We start from the raw sequence: 20,632 nt of genomic DNA, 5'->3' as shown, positions 1-20,632 counted from the left end.
AAAAACGAATAAAAGTGAAAAATAATCGCGTCGGTTAAGCTAATTTCTGACGGCCATTACTGATTTTTATTCAAAAAAATAAAGCAAAAAGAAGCGGGCTATTCAAATAGCACAATACTTCTTACTTCGATACTGATCCGCTTAGGCGCGGTTTGGTCATAATTTGACAGGGTAAAAGCAGAGTGAGGAACACCCTTAACGATTACCTGTTGATCGCTATCGAACACCTTAAAATTAAGTTGCTCTTGCGCGGTCATATTGGGATAAAAATACCATTGGTGGTGATTATTGAAGCTAAATGCTTCTATTTCGCCGACTCTATCGGGATAAGTGACCTTCATGGTATGGACATCTTTTGTTGAAAAAGTACGCACATCGGCAAAAGCTAATGGGCTATCAACTACTTGTTCAACTAAAGGTATCCAAGTGTTTATAAATTGATAACGGCTAAAGTCATGCTCTGCAAGTCCTTGCTTTTCAAGTTCAAGGTGTAGCCGTTGTTGGGCGGATTGCGCAGTGTAATCATTATGAACGGTTTTAACTGGAGAGCGTTTTTCTGTTTGCTGGACATTATCTTCAACTGAACGAATAGTATGGTCAAAAACAATGCCTTTTACAGCTCCAGTGATGCTCAGCAAATGGTCAGTTACCTGCGGGTATAATTGAGTAACGAGACACGCTTGGTCAAAATAGTCATCAATCGTATAAGCATTGCTATGTAGTGTAAAACCGTGCTCTTGTATGCTTGGTGCAGGTACTAAGCGACGCGCATCTACAATTGCTAAACTATGTGTATCAATCTTGTTCGCTAATGTTTCAGGGCTTTTATCCGATGCAGTGACATTAAAAGTATGGTCGCTATCGGCATACACGTAATTAATCTTTCCCTGCACAGAAACGGCGTTGTTAGATGGTGTATGTACTGACATTGTGCACTCCTGTTTAATACTCATATTGCTTTAACCACAGCGCATTTGGCGCTTCAAAACTTCAATGAGGGTATGCTAAGCTGTAACAATTACAATTTAAAACAAGTAGTGCTTGTTAGGGATACAAATTTGAGTGGTATCAATCGACTGGACATTAAACAATTACGCATTTTGCAGCTGTTATTACAACACCGAAATGTTTCAAAAGTGGCTCAATTAATGGGGTTAACGCAACAGGCTATTAGTGAACAATTAAAAAAACTCAGAAACACTTTTAATGATGAAATGTTTATTAGAACCAGTAACGGCGTTATCCCGACACAAGTCGCTGAAAATATGGAACACAAATTAAATCAAATATTATCTGATATCGACAACCTGATTGCGCCTGAAAATTTTAACCCATCGAGCTTAACGGGGACGTTAAAAATCAGTACCTCAGATTATGCATTAGTGACAGTGTTCCCAAGGATAATAAAAATAATAACCAACCAAGCGCCACAATTAAAAGTCGTGATCAGAGACTTCGAGTCAGATAACTTGCATCAATTAATGGTCACTGGTGAACTTGATCTCGTCATTACCTTCCCTGAATTTATTCCAGCTGATTATCCCAATATGTTGCTATTTAAAGAGCACCATGTGTGCGTAGCAGGGGCCAATTCTGCCCACAAAAATAAACAATACACATTGAAAGAGATCGCCTCCATGCCACAAGTGATTGTTTCACCGTCGAGAGCTAACCTAAAAGGTTCTCATGATGCGTGGTTTGAAAGTAAAGGGCTTAAGCGTAATGTGATCATGTCTGTCCCCAGTTTTTCGTCCGCACCGGATATTATTGAAGCCGCAAATGCCATTGGTTTTTTACCTTCTCGGTTATTACCACACCCTAAAGTCGTCGCACTGAATATTACGGAGCAGCCACCTAGTTTTAATGTTATTGCCGCTTGGCATGCTCGCTCGGAGAATAACCCACTGCATAAATGGTTATTAAGTCTATTAAAAGAGAATTTTTGCCAATGAGTGACTAGCATTAAAACCACTTTATCAGCTCGTTTAATGAGTATGCCGAAGCGTACTTTCACTTTTTAAGGGGCATAAACAAAGTGCAGTCTCAGTATTATGTAACGCAAGACGATAACAAACGTGTGTTGTGAGTTAATTTAAACTATCATTAAAGAGGTAGTTTAATCAGTGAGGAAATAACTGACAATGCATAATAAAATCGCCAAAATATTAGAACAATTAAATGCCGTTTTATTAGGTAAAGAGCAGCAAACTAAATTAGCTTTAGTCTGTTTACTTGCCGATGGCCACTTGCTCATTGAAGATTTACCCGGCATGGGCAAAACAACACTGGCTGGCGCGTTAGCTAAAACATTAGGGTTAGACTATCAACGCGTACAATTTACCAGTGACATGCTGCCCGCTGATATTTTAGGTGTGTCGATTTTTGACAAACAACGTCAACAGTTTAGTTTTCATCAAGGACCTGTTTTTACACAAGTATTATTAGCCGATGAAATAAACCGAGCCAGCCCTAAAACGCAAAGTGCATTGTTAGAGGCGATGGAAGAGCGCAAAGTATCCATTGATAAACACAGCTATTCATTAGGTCAGCCATTTTTTGTAATCGCCACACAAAACCCACAAGATCAAGCTGGAACGTTTCCGCTACCAGAGTCACAATTAGACCGCTTTATGATGCGCATCGAGCTAGGTTTCCCAAATAAAGATGCCGAATTAGCGATGCTTAAAGAGCAAACTGCAGCAACATCAATTAACGCGATCATCGATAGTCAGCAATTACAAACCATGCAAGCGGCGGTAAAAAAAGTACAAGCGAGTGATGCTTTACTCAACTATCTCATTCGCTTAGTAAATGAAAGCCGATATGCCGCCGAGTATGCTAATGCACTGTCACCGCGTTGTTCAAAATCCTTATTAAATGCCGCGAAAGCCATGGCCTTTATCGAGCAACGAGATTACGTAGTGCCTGAAGATATACAAGCCGTTTTTGCATCGGTGACCGATCATCGATTAAACGGAGTACACGGCGTCAAGCAAGGTAGCCAAGCCTTAAGTCAAACCCTACTCAATAGTGTTGATCCGCTACAATCATGATCGTTCATAAGTTGAAGGCATTAAAAGCAAAATACTTTGAGCGATGGCTTAGCAAACGTATGCCGGCGGTGGAGCAAATTACCCTCAATCGTAGCAATACATTTATTTTTCCATCACGTTTTGGCGGCATGTTATTAGCGACTTGCTTAGTCATGTTTCTGATTGGCACCAACTATCAAAATAACTTAATTTTATTGCTCGTCTTCTTCCTATTGAGTTTTATGGTTACTTGCTTGTTATTTAGCTATCAAAACTTATCTGGCTTAAACCTAACTGCTGTTGCTAGCGATGATCAATTTACCGACCAAGCATCCATCTTTCGTTTACGCGTCAATGCTAAAAAAGGTGACGCACAACAAATACAATATTTCTTTAAAAACAGCACCTCAAATATTAACAGCGTGGTCGACCAACAAAGTGTTCAACTCTTTGCTAAAAGTACGCAACGCGGCTGGTTTAAACCGGGACGAGTAACGGTTCAATCTTATTATCCCTTTGGCCTATTTAAAGTGTGGACTTATTTAGACTTTGGATTTTCTTGCTTGCTCTATCCTGCACCCCTGGAGAATAAATTACAGAGCATCACCTTAAGCGGAAAAGAGACCGCAATAGGTGGACATCAAAAGAAAGTTGGCTTTGATACGTTTAATCACTTAAAACCATTTCAACAGGGCGAATCTTTAAAGTCGATAGCTTGGAAACAAGTTGCACAAGGTAAAGGCTTTTTTACTAAACAGTTTGAGCAAGAAATAGGTGGCGATGTTTACCTATCGTTATCCGCTTTAAAAGGCGTCAGTCTAGAAGATAAACTAGCAATGCTCACTTACCAAGTGATCAACTACCAACAACAGGGCGTTCGTTATGGGCTAGACCTTGGGCAAGTAGTGATAAAAGTTGATACTGGTGCTAGCCATCAAACCACTTGCTTACGCGCCATTGCCCTATACGGACTAAACAATGCTTGAGTTCTTAACCCGCCAAAGCTTATCGCTTATCCTATTAAGTTATGCCTTGATCATGGTGTTATTAACGGACCAATTACACAGTGTGATGATCATTTTTGGTCTCTTGTGTGCGTTATGGCGAGTGGCTGTTTTTACTGGGCGTGTCGCGTTATTAAACAAACTAATAACCAATATTTTCACTCTTATTTGCAGTGCATTGGTAATTGCTTTGGTCTACCAACAGGGCATGCTAAGCATCCTAGTACACCTTGTTGTCTTAGGCTTTAGCTTAAAATTTCTTGAGCTTAAATCAGTGCGAGATGTGCACTTTTTTGTCAATACTGGGTTTGTTTTAGTCGCGCTGTTTCTAGTGTTTAATCAAAGTATACTGATGGCCGGAATCGCCATGGTTAGTACACTTTTGTTATTAACTATTCTGTTATCACTTCACGCCAAAGCCTTAGCAAATTATCAACAATTTAAGTTATTGAGCAAAGCGGTGTTACTCAGTGTCCCCTTGGCCGTTGTATTATTCGTCGTATTACCCAGACTCCCTTCAATGTGGAAAATGCCACTTCAAAACAAAGCAACTACAGGGTTAAGCGATAGCGTCAGCCCTGGTAGTATTGCTGAGTTAAGTCAATCTTCTGAACTTGCCTTTAGAGCCAGTTTTGATGGCAAAATACCCGCTGCTGCAACACGTTATTGGCGCGTCCTCACCTTAGATCAGTTTGATGGCAAAACTTGGACCCAAAGCTCACAGCTTAAGTACCAAGAACAACAGGTGAAAATAGGGAAAGGGCCGATATTTAATCGCGGCAGTTTACAATATCAGAGTAAAAATACTCGCTCGAGTACGCAGTCAGTAGCGACTAAAGAAAATAGCTATCAGATAATCATCGAGCCACATTACAAACATTATTTGCCAAGCTTAGATTTTGCAAAGGCAACAGCTGGGCGTGTTTTATTAAGTGACTATAGCTTGCGTACGCTAAAGCCAGTGTTCAAACGTCAAGCCTTTACCATCGATCAATTTAATCAAGTTGATCAAATATCACAGTCACCACAATCCCTTAAACAGTCTCTGCAATTACCCACAGGCGGCAACCCAAAAACAAAAGCTTGGATAGCCACACAACAAGCATCAGGGTTAGATAGCTACAGCATCTTAGAGCAATTATTAGCAAAATTTAACCAAGAAAACTTTCGTTATACGCTAAAGCCAGCACTATTAGGCGAACAGCAAATTGATGACTTTCTGTTTACTTCACAGGCAGGGTTCTGCGTGCATTATGCCAGTACCTATTTGTATGTTGCCAGAGCATTAAATGTGCCTGCACGTATGGTTACCGGATATTTAGGCGGGGAATTGGACAGCGATAGCGAATTCTTAAGTGTCCGTCAGTACGACGCCCATGCATGGGTTGAGATATGGAAAAATCAACAATGGCAGCGTGTTGATCCCACAGCTTATGTCGCACCTGAGCGAGTAGAGCAGGGCATCATGCAAGGGTTGGACGACCAAAGTGAGTTTTTATCGGGACAATATTTATCAATACACCGCTGGCAAGCGAATCCGTTCCTTAATCAACTAAGAAGCGCCTTTGCCAAAGCCGATTACCTGTGGGCAGTGTGGGTGATAAATTATGATAATGAAAAGCAATTTAAATTATTACAAAACTTACTCAAAGGATTGCCTTGGTTAAACCTATCGATATTGATTTTATTATTACTATTATCAGCGGCCAGTATATTAATACTCTGGGTATTTAAACCATGGCAAACTGAAAAAGTACCCAGTGAAGATCGCCTATTTAACAAACTCTATCAAAAAAGCGCACAACAGCACCTAATAAGAGAAAAGGGCCAAACTATTGCCGACTATTGCCACGCACTCAGTCAATTAACAACAGCAGAACCACAGCTGTTAATTGACTTTGCCAAGCTGTATAACCAAATCAAATTCAAACCGAACTTATCCGCAACACAACGTAAAAGGTTGTTAGTAGAATTGAATGAATTGCAGAAAAAAATAAGTAAGCAGTTTTAAAACCTACCTTATTTTCATAAAAACTGAGTTCAAAAGAAGAAAAGCCAAAAGCACGCGAGTTTAAGTAGTTTGTTTATTTTTAGCGCATAAATTCAAAGTAAAAGAGATGTGAATTACTTTTTTGAATTATTGTTAATTTATTCAGCTTGTTAGCGTTTTCAATGTTACTTTTTTGTGATAAAACTAATAAAATGTATGTGACTTATCTATTTGAATTAAAGTGCGTTTCATCAATCTATTTCCTTTTTGGATATTAAAGCTTTTAAACAAGATAGGTCACTCTATTAACGTATTCTATTTTGCTTCTTAGGTATAAGTTGTACCTAAATGCCAAACATAAAATCAATTTAAATTAGGTAAATCGATGTCTGAAAGCTTTTACGATAAAAATGCAGAGCAATTAGCTGAGTTGTATTTATCTAAAACGTTCGAACAAGTACACCAGTCGTGGCTCCATTATTTAACACCGGTATTAAATAAAAAAGATGCACGTATTTTAGACTTAGGTGCGGGTGCAGGCCGCGATAGCAAATACATGGCAGAGCAGGGGGCAAGCAATAATGTCTCAATCACCGCGATTGAACCTGCATTAACCCTCGCCCATTTAGGCAAACAACAAACGCAAGGCTTGAACGTTCGTTGGTTGCAAGATTCACTCCCCGATTTAAATGCCGTTACCAAACAAGAAGTCTGCTTTGACTTAATTCTACTTAGTGCAGTATGGATGCATATTCCTGACTCACAGCGATCACGCTCATTACGCAAACTCGCTAACCTACTAAAACCCGGCGGTAAACTCGTTATCTCATTGCGCCATGGCCCAAGCGGTGATGAGCGTAAGATGTTTGAGGTGCGTAGCGACCGATTATTACAGCGCAGTAAAAAGGTGGGTTTATTTCCGTTATTAGTCACTGAAAATCATAAAGATGTTCTCGAAAGAGAAGCGGTTAGTTGGCAAACGGTGGTATTGCAATTACCCGATGATGGTAGTGGTGCATTCCCTTTTATTCGTCATGTCGCGTTAAATGACGGTAAATCAGCAACACATAAATTAGCGTTGATGCGGGTGTTATTGCGTATTGCAGATGGACACCCTGGTGCAGTGATACGCCGTGAAGACAGTCGCGTTATCCTACCTGTTGGGCTGGTGGCTTTATATTGGGCGCATCAATACAAAGACTTAATAGACAAACATCAGTTGTTTCAAAGCCCTAATAAAAACATCAATATGGGCTTTATGAAAGCGGACGGTTGGCATCAATTAACAAACCTTCAAGCGTCTGATTATCGAATTGGTAACTTGTTCACAGGTGATAATGCAAAAGCGATGTTTAAGATGCTATCAGCCAGTGTGACTAATATTAAAAATATGCCCTGCAAATACATCACTTACGCAAATAGTAAAAAAAGTGTATTTGAAGTAGGAAGTAAAACGGTACGAGCAAAAGATAATCTCTTTTTAGATCTCACTACATTGAACGAATGGGGCGAGTTTTCACTACCTGAGCATTTATGGATAGCGTTCAGTCGTTATGCTTGCTGGATTGAACCTGTACTTATTTCTGAGTGGGTGAAAACCATGGCAAGTTATCAAGGCAACCAACAATACCAAGCACCTGAACAACAACACACATTATTTAATGCCTTAAATTGGTTAGAAGCCAAGCGAAATACGACAGAAGTGCGCAATCGTTTTGAAAGCCTCAAGCAACAACAAGGCACTCAACATAACTGTGTATGGACAGGTAAAAGTCTACATAAACAATATGCGATCGATCACTGTATGCCATTTTCTCGTTGGCCTAATAATGACCTATGGAATTTATTACCATCAGATGTCAAAGCCAATGGACAAAAAAGTGATCGCTTGCCAACTGAAACTAAAATGAAAAACGCTAAACAACGCATTACTGATTGGTGGCAAGATGCTTGGCTAACTGATCAACAATCCATAAACAATAACGCTCCCTCAAACAGTCAGCACCGCTTTTTTGCAGAAGCCAATATCGCCTTACCTGGATTAACTGCCACTAATAATTCTGTAGATGAATTATTTGAAGCGCTATTGCATCAACGAGGCCGCCTCAAAGAAATGCAACAGTTAAGAGAATGGAGCTAAAAATGAATGATACCCTCAATGAAAGTACTTTTGAAAATGCTACTCCTAACCCTGAGTTTTTAATTAAATCTATTTCAGAGCAAGGCTATAAATTATCTACAGCTCTGGCCGATTTGATTGATAATTCTATTTCGTCAGGAGCATCACATGTTGATGTCATCATTGATACAGATAAAGAACCGTTTTCTGTATATATTGCTGATAATGGTGATGGAATGAATGAGACAACTCTTTCAAATGCTATGAAGTTTCCAAGTCAATCGATTGATGTTGAAAGAAATAAATCTGACATGGGCAGATTTGGACTTGGGATGAAGACAGCTTCCTTCTCTCAAACTCGTAACTTCACAGTAATATCTACCGATGACTATAATCTTCCATTTAAGGCTAGAACTTGGGATTTGGAAGTTTTAAAACAAGGAAAGTGGCAGATAAAAATTAATGATAATGAGGAAATAAACTCTTATATATCTCAATATAATAAATTAGCACAAGATTTTAATGAACCAGTACTAGGTTTTCAGGCAAAGACTTTAATAATCTGGAAAGGTTTATATAAATTTGAAGATTACTTATCAGAAAAAAATAGAAAAAATCTATTAGTTAAAGAAATTTCAGAAGATGTAATTCAGCACCTTTCTATTATTTTTCATCGTTTTATGCAGAGGAAAATCGACCCTCTAAGGATAAGGGTGAATAACAGCCGATTAATTCCATTCGACCCATTCCCAAACCAAGAGACTGACTTTAGAAGTATTAAGTTTAAACAAAAACCTTTTGGTAATGACGATATTATAAAGTTAGAAGGATTTGTGTTACCCGTCAGAGCTATTGATGAATCAAAAAGTCACTCTTTGTGGACTCCAAGAAACAAGGGACTAATTGAAATGGAAGGGATTTATGTATATAGAGCCAATAGGCTAATTTATTTTGGGGACTGGAATAATATTATTAGAAGAACAACAAAACTTCAGCTTGCTAGGTTAAAAGTTGATATAGGAAATAATGCTGATCACTTACTACATTTGAATGTTGCTAAATCACAAGTAATTATCCCTCATGAACTTAAAGTCGCATTTTCGAAATATATTGTTGAATTAAAAAGAGAAGCCGAAAGAGAGTTCCATAATAGAGGACTTCGAATTTTCTCTTCTTCGAAGCAAAAGAATAATACCGATTTATTTTCAAAGTTAGCAACAAATAAAGGCGCAAAAATAGAGTTCAATACAACGTTTCCATTATTGAAGAGCATTATTGAAGAATTACCAAAGGGTTTAAATTCACAATTTAAAATATTGTTAGCTATGGTGCAAAGATATTTAAATGTAAATAAATTTACTATAGATAAAAACTTTAATGCTACGGCACATGAATATGATGATGAATTTTGGGAAAACCTCAGAGATTCTATTTATCAGTTAAAAGACTTGGGTTTAGATAATGCGTATATAGAAGCTCATATAATTAAAAAGCTTGGAATATCATTAACTAATTTACCAGAATCTATACAGAAGGAATTGAAATGAATCAAAGAGAGTATGTTGAACTAATATGTAACCTGTTTAATAAGCCTTATAAAGAATACAAGAACAAAAAAGGCTCTGTAGATCGCGCTTTTTTTGATTCATCTGATCTAAAGATGAATATTGAACAAAGGACAGAACTATCTATTGAGTTACACGATTACCCGCCTTTATCTCAGGGATCTTTCGATGAAATATATCCACACGCACTAAATCAATTCAAACATAGAAATTATAGAGATATAAATAAAAGCTACATGATCGAAGATGATAAGAACGATTCATGGGTGACAAATGAAGTACAAGAAAAGTTTGGGTGGTTTAAAGAGGATAATACGACTTATAGAACAAGATATTTAACCTATTTGAAAGATAAAGGAAGAACCGAAGGAGAAGTTAATAGTACAGCTAGTTCTAGCTTAAAGATAATAAAAAAATTCGGTAATCCGAAAGAAGAGAGTTTTTTTAGAAAAGGACTTGTTGTAGGTAATGTGCAATCAGGTAAAACGGAAAACTTTAATGGAGTTCTTAATAGCGCCATTGATATGGGATATCGTTTAATAATTGTTTTATCTGGGATTATGGAAGATTTACGTGTGCAAACGCAACGTAGACTTCATGAGGATGTAGTAGGGTTCTACGAAAATGGAAAGAGGCTTGGTGTAGCTAAAGTGAAAACCTTTGGTGATGAAGAAGATCATCCCGAAGTCAAACAAATAAACGTACCTACTTCTGTCGATAGCGATTTTGATGTAAATATGAGAGATGCTAGGTTCAATTTAAATCAACAAACTAATGTTTTAGTATGTAAAAAAAATACTGCTGTGTTGGCCAATTTATTAATATTCCTTGATAAAAATATAGCCGAAGGAGGTAGTGGGAAACTGGATATTCCCTTATTAATTATTGACGATGAAGCAGATAATGCCTCTTTAAATAATTATGGTTCCAAAGGCGCTAAGTTTGCAACTGAAGTGAATGCCCGTATTAGAGCTATTCTGTGCATGTTTAATAAAAAGGTATATTTAGGCTATACAGCAACGCCATTTGCTAATGTACTTCAAGACAGAAATGAAGAACCAGAAGATAACTTTAAATTTACTAATCGAAAAGTTGAATATGAATTTCCTGTTGTCGGAAATTTATTCCCAGATGATTTTATTGAGTTATTGACTCCATCCAATCAGTACCTTGGAGCAAAGAACTTTTTTGCAACTCAGCATAGTGAGGAGAATAAGGTCATATCTCTTTTACCTAAGCCAGTAAATGATCACCTTGATGACTTTCCTACTAGATTTGATAAAGAAACTGAACTACCTACCTCTTCAAAAGGTAAAGGCACTAGATCTGCCCAGAAAACTGATGATTACCCCCAAAAACTACCCCAGAGTTTAGAAGATGCAGTTATGTGTTTTATTATCTCTTGTGCTATTAGAGCTTCCAGAAGGAAAGAGCTAGTTTATTCACCATTCTATCAACCACATAATACTATGCTAATCCATGTGTCGTTGTTTACTAGTTGGCAAGGGAGAACTAAGGAGTTACTTGATAAATACATTAAAAATATAAAAGCAAGATTAGAAATTGAAAATAAGCACTCAGCAGAAACTATATATTCAACTTTTGAGAATAAATGGGACCAATACTACGCATATATTATAGAAAATATTAAATCCGAACTGCCTTCCGAATATATAGATAACTACTTATCAGTTAGGACTTTTGAAGAGATTAAAGGTTTATTGTTTAAAGCCGTTAGTGATATAGAAGTGAAAGCTATCAATAGCGAAACAGGTGATAAATTAGTTTACCCTAGTAAGAAGTCAGGCATTGAAAAAAAATACATTGCAGTTGGTGGAAATCGTCTTTCTAGGGGGTTTACTTTAGAAGGATTAACGATCAATTACTTTTTAAGAGAAACTAATTACGCTGATACATTACTACAAATGGGCCGATGGTTTGGTTATAGGCCGGGCTACATTGATTGTTGTAAGCTTTTTACTACGGCAAAATGCTTGGATAAATTTAATCAAACATCACTTATTGTGGAAGATTTAGAGCAACGTTTCATTGATATGAATAGAGATCCACATGTAAAACCATATGATTATGGCTTGAGAGTGCTGAATAACCCTAAAGTTATAAAAATAACACGACCTAGTATGTTGAAAAACTCTAAAGATGTGAAATGGTCATATTCCGATCACTTAATTCAAACTACTCAATTTAAAATTGAAAATAAACGACTTAATTCAGCTTGGGGGGATTTGACGCAATTTATTAACAAGTATCAAGATTCATTTGAATATAAAAGAAACCCTAAGTCTAATAAACTTGAATATGTAACACTCAATGCTTCGCCAACGATAGTCTTTGACGTTTTAAGAATGAAAAACTCTTTTAATATTGATGAAACCTCAGAAGAGGAATATTTCAAAAGTGAAATAGACTTTATTAAAAAATGTAATGGACAAAAAAACGCACAGTTAAATAAGTGGACAGTGGCAATAAAGACTGGTGGAGAGGGGCATGATGTTTTAACAAAAGCTTTCGGTTTAGATGAAAACCTTAGTACTAACGTTAGGTCCGGTCCTTCATCTCAAGCCACACAGTATAGAGATTCATTTGAAAATGAGCATGTATTTGTCGCTGGTGGTGCAACTAGAAATATAATTAGTAAAAATGACATGAAGTTACGGCTTTCTATAACTCAAATAGATGAAGCAGAAACAAAATTTATTAATGACAAATTAGATCATTGGAAAAGTGAAAACCCTAGCTGGACTCAAGAACTTCTAGAACAAAAAAAGGCAAGCATTAAGCGCAAGGGCTTTTCTGAAAAGGTTTATCGCAATGCAATGAGTGAAAATGAAGGATTACTTGTTATTTACCTCATAGATAGTCAAAAAATATTTACCGCGAATAAAGCAAAAGATAAAGGTAAAGAAAATATTTCAAAGTTGAGTGATTTGAAAAGTACTCTAACTGAAGGAGTTCCTTTAATTGGTTATGCCATAGGAATACCAAAAATATCAAAAGATATTGGTAATACATTCGCTCAATTTAAAGATATTGAAAATGTAGATATTGGCGGTGGTGAAGATGAAAATGATATCGATTTCTTAATGGAGTAGGCAAAGGATGGATTATTTACTAAGCTGGGAGAATATTGACAATGATGGGCATTCATTCGTGTCAGGAAAGAGAATTTCCACTTCATGCTTACCTGAGTTAGATTATGGAATTACTAACAAAAAACAAAGATGTCTAATTTTATATTTATCGAAAAGATTTAGTGCTGACATAAAAGAAATTGATAAATTACATCTGTCTCTAAAGTTTGTTAAATCACAAAATGCGATCGTATTAACTTTAAAAGACTTAATGTTTTCAAATTTATTTGATGATTTAATTCATTCTATTTATAAGGAAATTCACGATAAAAATGAAGATAAAATAATTGTTCAGTTATTTATAACTACCTTCTTAAAATGGAGTGAATTCTTTGAAGATAATAATCACTCAAAAATGACGAAAAATGAAGTACAAGGGCTATTTGGTGAATTGCATGTACTACATCAACTTATTAAAAATAATGTCGATAACATTGACACTCTTTTATCATCATGGAGGGGGCCATATAAAGAACCTCATGATTTTGCATTTAGTACAGTAGATATTGAAGTTAAAGCAATACAATCTTCTAAGAATACGATATCTATTACAAGCGAACAGCAGCTTGAAAATCACCCTGATAAAGGATTGATAATTTCAGTAATATCACTAAATGATGATTATTTAACAGGACAAACATTAAAGAATAAAGTTGAAAAAATACGGCAGAGTATTGTAGATTTCCATGGTGATTATTCTTTGTTTTATAAAGCTCTTTCTGAGCTTGAGTTAACCTCACAAAATGTTTCTATTTATAATAACTTTAAATTTACAGTCATTTCAGATAGACAATTTAATACCCAAATAGATAACTTTCCGAAGCTAACTTCTAAAGAGCTTCCAAAAGCAATATCCAAATTAAAATATAATTTAAATTTAGAACAAATATCTGAGTTTGAAATAGAAAGGAGTTACTGTGTTAGTTGATGAATTATTTCAAGTTAGAGATAACTTGCTAAATGATTGCAAAGATGAGGATGATTTTCATAGTGATTCGAAATTGTTGTCTGAAATAGCTGGATACACTTTTCAAGAAAAAATGACTGATTCAGATGACATTACTGAGTGTTATTTCGTTGATGAAAAAGAAAACATTAAACTTAGTGGTTATACAGTTAATGAATCAGGGGAGCGATTACAATTATACATAATTGATGATAGAACTATCTATGAAAAGGATACTAATGAGTTATTGAACTCTAATCGATCTATTTATGAAAGTCAGTTTAAACGCGGCCTTCGGTTTTTTCAGCGCAGTATTACTAAAAAATTAAATGATAATATGCAAGATTCTGATCCAGCTAAAGGACTCTCGAATAAAATAGCGAGTACTGATGGAATTAAAGATTTTGATGTTATTGAAATATTTCTCATATCCCTAACAGCTACTGTATCTTGGAAAGGAAATAAAGTTGAAACCAAAAGAATGTATTTTCCCGAAAATAAATATACTGTAAAAGTTAATAATGGTGAGGACAAAATTGAGAAAGAATTTTTAATTTTATTTAACCTGATAGATTTAAACTTCATCAAAGAAACTGAGGACTCTAGAGGCGGAGTAAGGCCTCTACATATTGAGTTTAAGAAAACATTTAATAGGACTATTGAGGTAATACCAGCTTCAAAACAAGATCACTTTTCTTCATATCTTTGTGTTTTTGATGCAGAAATATTGGCTGATCTCTATATGCATTACAGTACTCGTATGTTAGAAAAGAATGTTCGTTCTTTTCTTCAGTTTAAAGGAGCAAATAAAGGGATAAGAGATACTATTCGAGAAGAGCCTGAAAAGTTTATTGCTTACAATAATGGTTTAACTATTACTGCATCTGATATTAAACTTACTACCGATAAAAAAGATAAAGGAAGGATAGTGATTGAATCACTTACTGATTTGCAAATAGTTAATGGTGGCCAGACGACTGCTTCAATTTATTTCTCGCGCAAAGAAGGTATTGATATTAGTAAAGTTATGGTTATGGCAAAAATAAATGTCATAAATCAAAATAAGCCTAATGACTTAGACGATCTTGTTTCAAAAATTAGTCGGTTTTCTAATACTCAATCTAGGGTGTCGAATGTAGATATTCGTTCGAGAAGCCCACAGTTGGTAGCAATAAAGCAATTAAGTGAAAGTGTTACTACACCGACAAGAAGAAAATGGTTCTTTGATCGAGTTAAGGGCGATTTTAATACTAAGGTCAAATTAGCTGGCTCAAAGGCTACTCAAATTAAAAAAGACTTTCCTCCTGCTATGAGGTTCTCTAAAGAGCAACTTGCTAAATGTTATTGTTCTTGGGGGGCATCTCCGTACTTAGTTAAGAAAGGCGGTGAAAAGATATTCAGACAACTAATGGAATCGTTGAATGGAAATGAGTCAACCTCTTCTCTCACAATTGATCGTGAATTTTATGAGGAGCTGATAGCGAAAATAATTATGTTTAGGAGGCTTGAGAAAATTTATGGTCAAGGCCCTTATGCTATAGGACAAATAAGAGCTGCAACTGTTCCTTACGCAATAGCGACTTTGTACAGTCAATTTTCTGAAAATAATTTTGACTTTAGTTCTATTTGGAATCTTCAAGCATTACCCGATGATTTAGATAGCTTTTTTGGGACCTTGCTCAATTTGATTAATGACTTGATAAAGAAGTACTCAAAAAGTGATGACCTTGGGGAGTACTCAAAAAAATTAGAGTTATGGGAGAGTGTCGTTAATTCGAAAGAGATAGGTGAGTTTTACTCTAAAGTAAATAATCAAGAAATCATATTTAAATACACTAAAAAATAAACTCTTCAAATTTAAAATAACCAGAGTAAAACAACAATTACTTAGAATGGTATTTACAAAAGTAATTTTCAGTTAATAATTGTTGTTTACACTAATATATTTAGAGCTTTATTAGCTGTAATAAGTATCTTGGATTCAGATTATAAGTGCATAACTTGAATTAGTAGAAAAAGAGGACAGTATTTTCAAATTTTTATATATTGAATTGTTAACGCTTTTTGAAAAAAATTTCCTGGAAAAGTGTATATTCGTATTTGAATTAGATTAGATTGAATGCAGTAATGCCAATCTTTTCATATATGACTAGTTATGTTATTTCGGGGCTATTCTATATTTCCCCCAAAAACTATTGATGAAAAATCCTCTAATTTAACCCCAATTGAATTAAATAACTTAAAGCAGTTATAAACTTGTTGCCCATAACAATAAGCCTGGTATGATTGCCAGTCATTTTTATTGATAGTAGATTAATAGTGGAAACTGGTGAAGTTCTTGTAATCGATTTGTTTGCTGGACCCGGTGGGTTGGGTGAAGGCATATCCTCATGTGTAGATGATAATGGTAATAAACCTTTTCAAATTGGCGTCTCTGTCGAAAAAGAGCCGTCTGCTCATAAAACGCTAACGACAAGAGCACTCTATCGTAAAATAAAAGAATGCAAAGGTGGCTTAGCTAACTATTACCAATATGTTAGAGGTGATATTTCTAGAGCGGAACTTTTTGATAAACATCCTAAAGAAGCTAAAGAAGCTATTGAAGAAACTCTTCAAGAGCCAAGAGCTTTAGGAGATGATAACGAACTTATACACAAACGTATTCATCAGCTTATAAAAAAACACCAAGGACCTAAGGTGCTTATTGGTGGTCCTCCTTGCCAAGCATACTCTTTAGCAGGTAGATCTCGAAATGCAGGTATTCAAGACTATAAAGCAGAAAAAGATCACCGAAACTTTTTATACATGGAGTATTTAAAAGTTCTCTCTATTGCTCAACCAAACGTTTTTATAATGGAAAATGTTAGGGGCATCCTTTCTGCTAAATTGAATGGCAAAATCATGTTTCCTCAGATTCTTAAGGACTTAAGAAAACCAGGGCGAGTTACAAACATCAAGAATGTACCCAATTATAAAATATATTCTCTTGTCGTTGATGCTGAAAATAAAAACAATCCACAGTATAAAGATTCTGCTGATTTTCTTATTCGTGCTGAACGTTATGGTATTCCTCAAGCTCGTCATCGAGTTATTTTGATAGGGGTTAGAGAGGATATAAATATTGTTCCTGATACCATCAAACCAACCGATGGCTCAGTTACTGTAAAGAGTATTCTTAGTGATTTACCACCTCTTAGAAGTGGATTCTCTAAACAACTTGACGATACAGCTGCTTGGACTAAAGTCATTGCTAAGCAAGCTAAGCAATTGAAAACTATATTAGTTAAAAATTATTCTAGTGAACAGGTCTCTAATTTAGATTTAGCACCTTTAAGCGAGCTTAGTAGAAAAAGCTCACAACACTCAAACATAGAGAAGACTGAAATCCCTGAACCATTAAAAAGCTGGTTGATAGATAAGAAGTTAGGTTGTGTTTTAAACCATGAAACTCGAGGTCACATGGAAGGCGATTTGTTGCGTTATGCATTTTGTTCTGCATATGCAAAATTAAATAATGGGGTATCCCCAAAGTCGAAAGATTTCCCAAATGCTTTGGCGCCCGCACATAAAAACTGGAAAACGGGTACCCATGCTGACCGTTTTCGTGTTCAATCTGCTAATAAATATGCTACAACTATCACGAGCCATATATCAAAAGATGGTCATTATTTCGTTCATTATGATCCTAAACAATGCCGGAGCTTAACTGTTCGAGAGGCTGCTAGATTGCAAACATTTCCTGATAACTATATTTTTGAAGGAAATAGAACACAACAATATGTACAAGTAGGCAATGCAGTACCGCCTTTTTTGGCTCAGCAAATTGGAAGTGTTGTACTTAAGTTACTTTGTAAGTTATAGATAGGTTTTACTGACATTTTCTATTTTTAAAAATTTAGGAGCGGTCATTTGAAAGACACAAAAAAGCCGAACATAAGTTCGGCTTTTTTCATGTAACTATAAAGAAACTTACGCTTCTTCGTCCGCTACAACTGGACGGTCTACAAACTGGATGTAAGCCATTGGAGCTTTATCGCCAGTACGGAAACCACATTTAATGATACTAGTGTAACCACCAGGACGAGTCGCGTAGCGAGGACCTAGTTCATTAAATAATTTTGCCACTACTGCATCATCACGAAGACGAGCAAAAGCTAGACGACGGTTAGCAACACTATCCGTTTTAGCTAGTGTAATTAATGGCTCAATTACACGACGCAATTCTTTTGCTTTAGGCACGGTAGTTTTAATAACTTCGTGCGTAGCAATAGAAATTGCCATATTACGAAACATAGCCTGACGGTGGCTGCTGTTTCGGTTAAGTTGACGTCCACTTTGACGATGGCGCATAACCTAATCCTTATTATTCGTAAATCGGTTTTAGACTAATCTTCAATTAAACTTGCTGGTGGCCAGTTTTCTAGGCGCATACCTAGTGACAGTCCACGTGAAGCAAGTACATCTTTGATTTCAGTTAGAGACTTCTTACCTAAGTTAGGTGTTTTAAGTAGCTCAACTTCAGTACGTTGTACTAGATCACCGATATAGTGAATCGACTCTGCTTTCAAACAATTAGCAGAACGAACAGTTAGTTCTAAATCATCTACTGGGCGTAAAAGAATTGGATCAAACTCAGGTTTTGCATCAACTACTGGTACTTCGTAAGTAGTGCGTAAATCAACAAATGCGTCTAATTGCTCAGCTAAAATTGTAGCTGCACGACGAATTGCTTCTTCAGGCTCTAAAGTACCATCAGTTTCCATATCGATAACAAGTTTGTCTAGATCGGTACGTTGTTCAACACGAGCTGATTCAACACTGTAAGCAATACGCTCAACAGGACTGAAAGTCGCATCTACTAATAGACGACCAATTGGACGCTCATCTTCTTCGCTATGAATACGTGATGAAGCTGGAACATAACCGCGACCTGATTCAATTTTAATACGCATGCTGATTTCAGCATTGCCCGTTAAATTACAGATCACATGTTCTGGGTTGACTATCTCTACATCACCATCATGAATGATGTCGCCTGCAGTAACAGGACCAGCGCCAGATTTAGTTAAACTAACTAAAACTTCATTTTTACCTTCAAGTTTAACAGCTAGACCTTTAAGGTTAAGAAGGATCTCTAGGATATCTTCTTGTACGCCTTCTTTGGTGCTGTACTCATGTTGTACACCATCAATCTCGACTTCTGTTACCGCTGTGCCAGGCATAGACGATAACAAAATACGACGAAGCGCATTACCTAAAGTGTGGCCAAAACCACGTTCAAGCGGCTCAAGAACCACTTTTGCTCTAGTTGTTGAAATTTGTTCGATATCAACTAATCTTGGTTTTAGAAAATCAATTACAGAACCCTGCATTTGTGCCCTCTCTTAACAGTTAACTTTACTTAGAGTAAAGTTCGATGATTAACTGTTCGTTAATCTCAGCAGATAAATCTGAACGTTCAGGTTGACGTTTAAACTCGCCTTCCATCTTCGTTGTATCAACTTCAACCCAAGCAAGGGCTTCACGTTGACCAGCGATTTCTAATGCAGCGCCAATACGTGATTGCTTTTTAGCTTTTTCACGAATTGCGATAACATCGCTAGGTTTAACGTTAAATGAAGGGATATTTACAACTTTACCGTTCACTAGAATAGCTTTATGGCTAACTAGTTGACGTGATTCAGCACGTGTTGCGCCAAAGCCCATACGGTATACAACATTGTCTAAACGACCTTCAAGAAGTTGAAGTAAGTTTTCGCCAGTGTTGCCCTGTAAACGAGCAGCTTCTTTATAGTAGTTACGGAATTGCTTTTCTAATACACCGTACATACGACGTACTTTTTGCTTTTCACGTAATTGTAAACCGTAGTCTGATAGACGTGGTTTACGCGCACCGTGTACACCTGGTGCGTTTTCGATTTTACACTTAGAATCGATCGCGCGGACACCTGATTTTAAGAATAAATCAGTTCCTTCACGACGGCTAAGCTTAAGCTTAGGACCTAAATATCTTGCCATTGTTCTTTCTCCAATTACCTTAGAAAGTTGCGATTAAACGCGACGTTTCTTTGGTGGACGACAACCATTATGTGGGATCGGTGTAACGTCAGTAATATTAGTTACACGGAAACCCGCCGCGTTTAGTGCGCGAATCGAAGATTCACGACCAGGTCCTGGTCCATTTACAAAAACTTCTACGTTTTTAAGGCCATACTCTTTTGCTGCTTCAGCAGCACGTTCAGCAGCAACCTGCGCAGCGAACGGAGTAGATTTACGAGAACCACGGAAACCAGAACCACCTGCAGTAGCCCAAGAAAGAGCATTACCTTGACGGTCTGTAATAGTTACGATTGTGTTGTTGAAAGAAGCATGGATATGTGCCATACCATCAGCAACTTGCTTTTTAACGCGCTTGCGAGCACGAGTTGGTGTTTTAGCCATGATCTCTTACCCTATTTCTTAATTGCTTTACGCGGACCTTTACGGGTACGAGCATTCGTTTTAGAACGCTGACCACGTACTGGCAAGCTGCGACGATGACGAAGTCCACGGTAACAACCAAGGTCCATTAGACGCTTGATGCTCATAGATACTTCACGACGTAAATCACCTTCAACGGCGAATTTAGCTACTTCTGTACGAAGAGCTTCGATTTGTGTTTCATCCAGATCTTTAAGCTTAGTAGATTCTGCAATGCCTGACTCTGCACAGATAATCTGTGAACGAGTCTTGCCAATGCCGAAAATAGCAGTTAATGCGATAACTGCATGCTTATGATCAGGAACGTTAATGCCAGCGATACGGGCCACTATGCACTCCTTAAA

General features: G+C 36.7%; 16 protein-coding genes. 10 read left to right on the top strand and 6 right to left on the bottom strand.

The features are described 5' to 3' along the window. Nucleotides 1-98 precede the first annotated feature (98 nt). Nucleotides 99-929 (bottom strand): CmcJ/NvfI family oxidoreductase, encoded by an 831-nt coding sequence (locus tag GQR44_RS10660; RefSeq protein WP_166371797.1) that lies wholly within the window; start codon nt 927-929, stop codon nt 99-101. A 129-nt stretch (nt 930-1,058) separates the two neighbouring features. On the opposite strand from GQR44_RS10660, the gene GQR44_RS10655 reads away from it, so the two are divergent. The 10 genes from GQR44_RS10655 to dcm all read left to right on the top strand — a co-directional run bounded on the left by GQR44_RS10655 (nt 1,059) and on the right by dcm (nt 17,669). Continuing rightward, nucleotides 1,059-1,952, top strand: coding sequence for a LysR family transcriptional regulator (locus GQR44_RS10655; RefSeq protein ID WP_205963041.1), 894 nt, complete (start codon nt 1,059-1,061; stop codon nt 1,950-1,952). A gap of 189 nt (nt 1,953-2,141) precedes the next feature. Further along, a complete protein-coding gene (locus GQR44_RS10650) occupies nt 2,142-3,053 on the top strand; it encodes a MoxR family ATPase (protein ID WP_166371795.1) in 912 nt (303 codons plus the stop codon). Then, nucleotides 3,050-4,018, top strand: coding sequence for a DUF58 domain-containing protein (locus GQR44_RS10645; RefSeq protein WP_166371794.1), 969 nt, complete (start codon nt 3,050-3,052; stop codon nt 4,016-4,018). Before GQR44_RS10650 ends, GQR44_RS10645 begins: the two co-directional genes overlap by 4 nt. After that, nucleotides 4,011-6,047, top strand: coding sequence for a DUF3488 and transglutaminase-like domain-containing protein (locus GQR44_RS10640; RefSeq protein WP_166371793.1), 2,037 nt, complete (start codon nt 4,011-4,013; stop codon nt 6,045-6,047). Before GQR44_RS10645 ends, GQR44_RS10640 begins: the two co-directional genes overlap by 8 nt. A 364-nt stretch (nt 6,048-6,411) precedes the next feature. Beyond that, complete coding sequence (locus tag GQR44_RS10635) at nt 6,412-8,166, top strand: methyltransferase domain-containing protein (protein ID WP_166371792.1); 1,755 nt, start codon at nt 6,412-6,414, stop codon at nt 8,164-8,166. Nucleotides 8,167-8,168: 2 nt separating this feature from the next. Beyond that, on the top strand, nt 8,169-9,692 hold the full coding sequence (locus tag GQR44_RS10630) for an ATP-binding protein (protein WP_166371791.1): 1,524 nt from the start codon (nt 8,169-8,171) through the stop codon (nt 9,690-9,692). Next, nucleotides 9,689-12,823: a Z1 domain-containing protein gene (locus GQR44_RS10625; protein WP_166371790.1), complete on the top strand. Its 3,135-nt coding sequence runs from the start codon at nt 9,689-9,691 to the stop codon at nt 12,821-12,823. Before GQR44_RS10630 ends, GQR44_RS10625 begins: the two co-directional genes overlap by 4 nt. A gap of 7 nt (nt 12,824-12,830) precedes the next feature. Beyond that, on the top strand, nt 12,831-13,790 hold the full coding sequence (locus GQR44_RS10620) for a PD-(D/E)XK motif protein (RefSeq protein ID WP_166371789.1): 960 nt from the start codon (nt 12,831-12,833) through the stop codon (nt 13,788-13,790). Beyond that, nucleotides 13,780-15,654 carry an AIPR family protein gene (locus GQR44_RS20045; protein WP_166371788.1) on the top strand — a complete coding sequence of 625 codons (1,875 nt, stop codon included), beginning with the start codon at nt 13,780-13,782 and terminating at the stop codon, nt 15,652-15,654. The genes GQR44_RS10620 and GQR44_RS20045 overlap by 11 nt, the downstream gene beginning before the upstream one ends. Before the next feature lie 473 nt (nt 15,655-16,127). Next, nucleotides 16,128-17,669 carry a DNA (cytosine-5-)-methyltransferase gene (dcm, locus tag GQR44_RS10610; protein ID WP_166371787.1) on the top strand — a complete coding sequence of 514 codons (1,542 nt, stop codon included), beginning with the start codon at nt 16,128-16,130 and terminating at the stop codon, nt 17,667-17,669. A 108-nt stretch (nt 17,670-17,777) separates the two neighbouring features. Here the strand turns inward: dcm and rplQ are convergent, their stop codons facing one another. Genes rplQ through rpsM form a run of 5 tightly spaced genes read right to left on the bottom strand, consistent with a single transcriptional unit; the run spans nt 17,778 to nt 20,617 of the window. Continuing rightward, nucleotides 17,778-18,158: a 50S ribosomal protein L17 gene (rplQ, locus tag GQR44_RS10605; RefSeq protein ID WP_028869287.1), complete on the bottom strand. Its 381-nt coding sequence runs from the start codon at nt 18,156-18,158 to the stop codon at nt 17,778-17,780. Nucleotides 18,159-18,193: 35 nt separating this feature from the next. Next, on the bottom strand, nt 18,194-19,180 hold the full coding sequence (rpoA, locus tag GQR44_RS10600; protein WP_025565960.1) for a DNA-directed RNA polymerase subunit alpha: 987 nt from the start codon (nt 19,178-19,180) through the stop codon (nt 18,194-18,196). 25 nt (nt 19,181-19,205) lie between these two features. Beyond that, complete coding sequence (rpsD, locus tag GQR44_RS10595) at nt 19,206-19,826, bottom strand: 30S ribosomal protein S4 (protein ID WP_028869289.1); 621 nt, start codon at nt 19,824-19,826, stop codon at nt 19,206-19,208. A gap of 33 nt (nt 19,827-19,859) precedes the next feature. Next, a complete protein-coding gene (rpsK, locus tag GQR44_RS10590; RefSeq protein ID WP_019613697.1) occupies nt 19,860-20,249 on the bottom strand; it encodes a 30S ribosomal protein S11 in 390 nt (129 codons plus the stop codon). Between the two features lie 11 nt (nt 20,250-20,260). After that, nucleotides 20,261-20,617 carry a 30S ribosomal protein S13 gene (rpsM, locus tag GQR44_RS10585; RefSeq protein WP_028868863.1) on the bottom strand — a complete coding sequence of 119 codons (357 nt, stop codon included), beginning with the start codon at nt 20,615-20,617 and terminating at the stop codon, nt 20,261-20,263. Nucleotides 20,618-20,632: the final 15 nt, after the last annotated feature.

Source organism: Psychromonas sp. SA13A (genome assembly GCF_011378715.1).
Classification (GTDB): Bacteria; Pseudomonadota; Gammaproteobacteria; order Enterobacterales; family Psychromonadaceae; genus Psychromonas.
The sequence above is the reverse complement of the archived record's forward strand: the minus strand, read 5'-3'. Positions and strand labels throughout refer to the sequence as shown.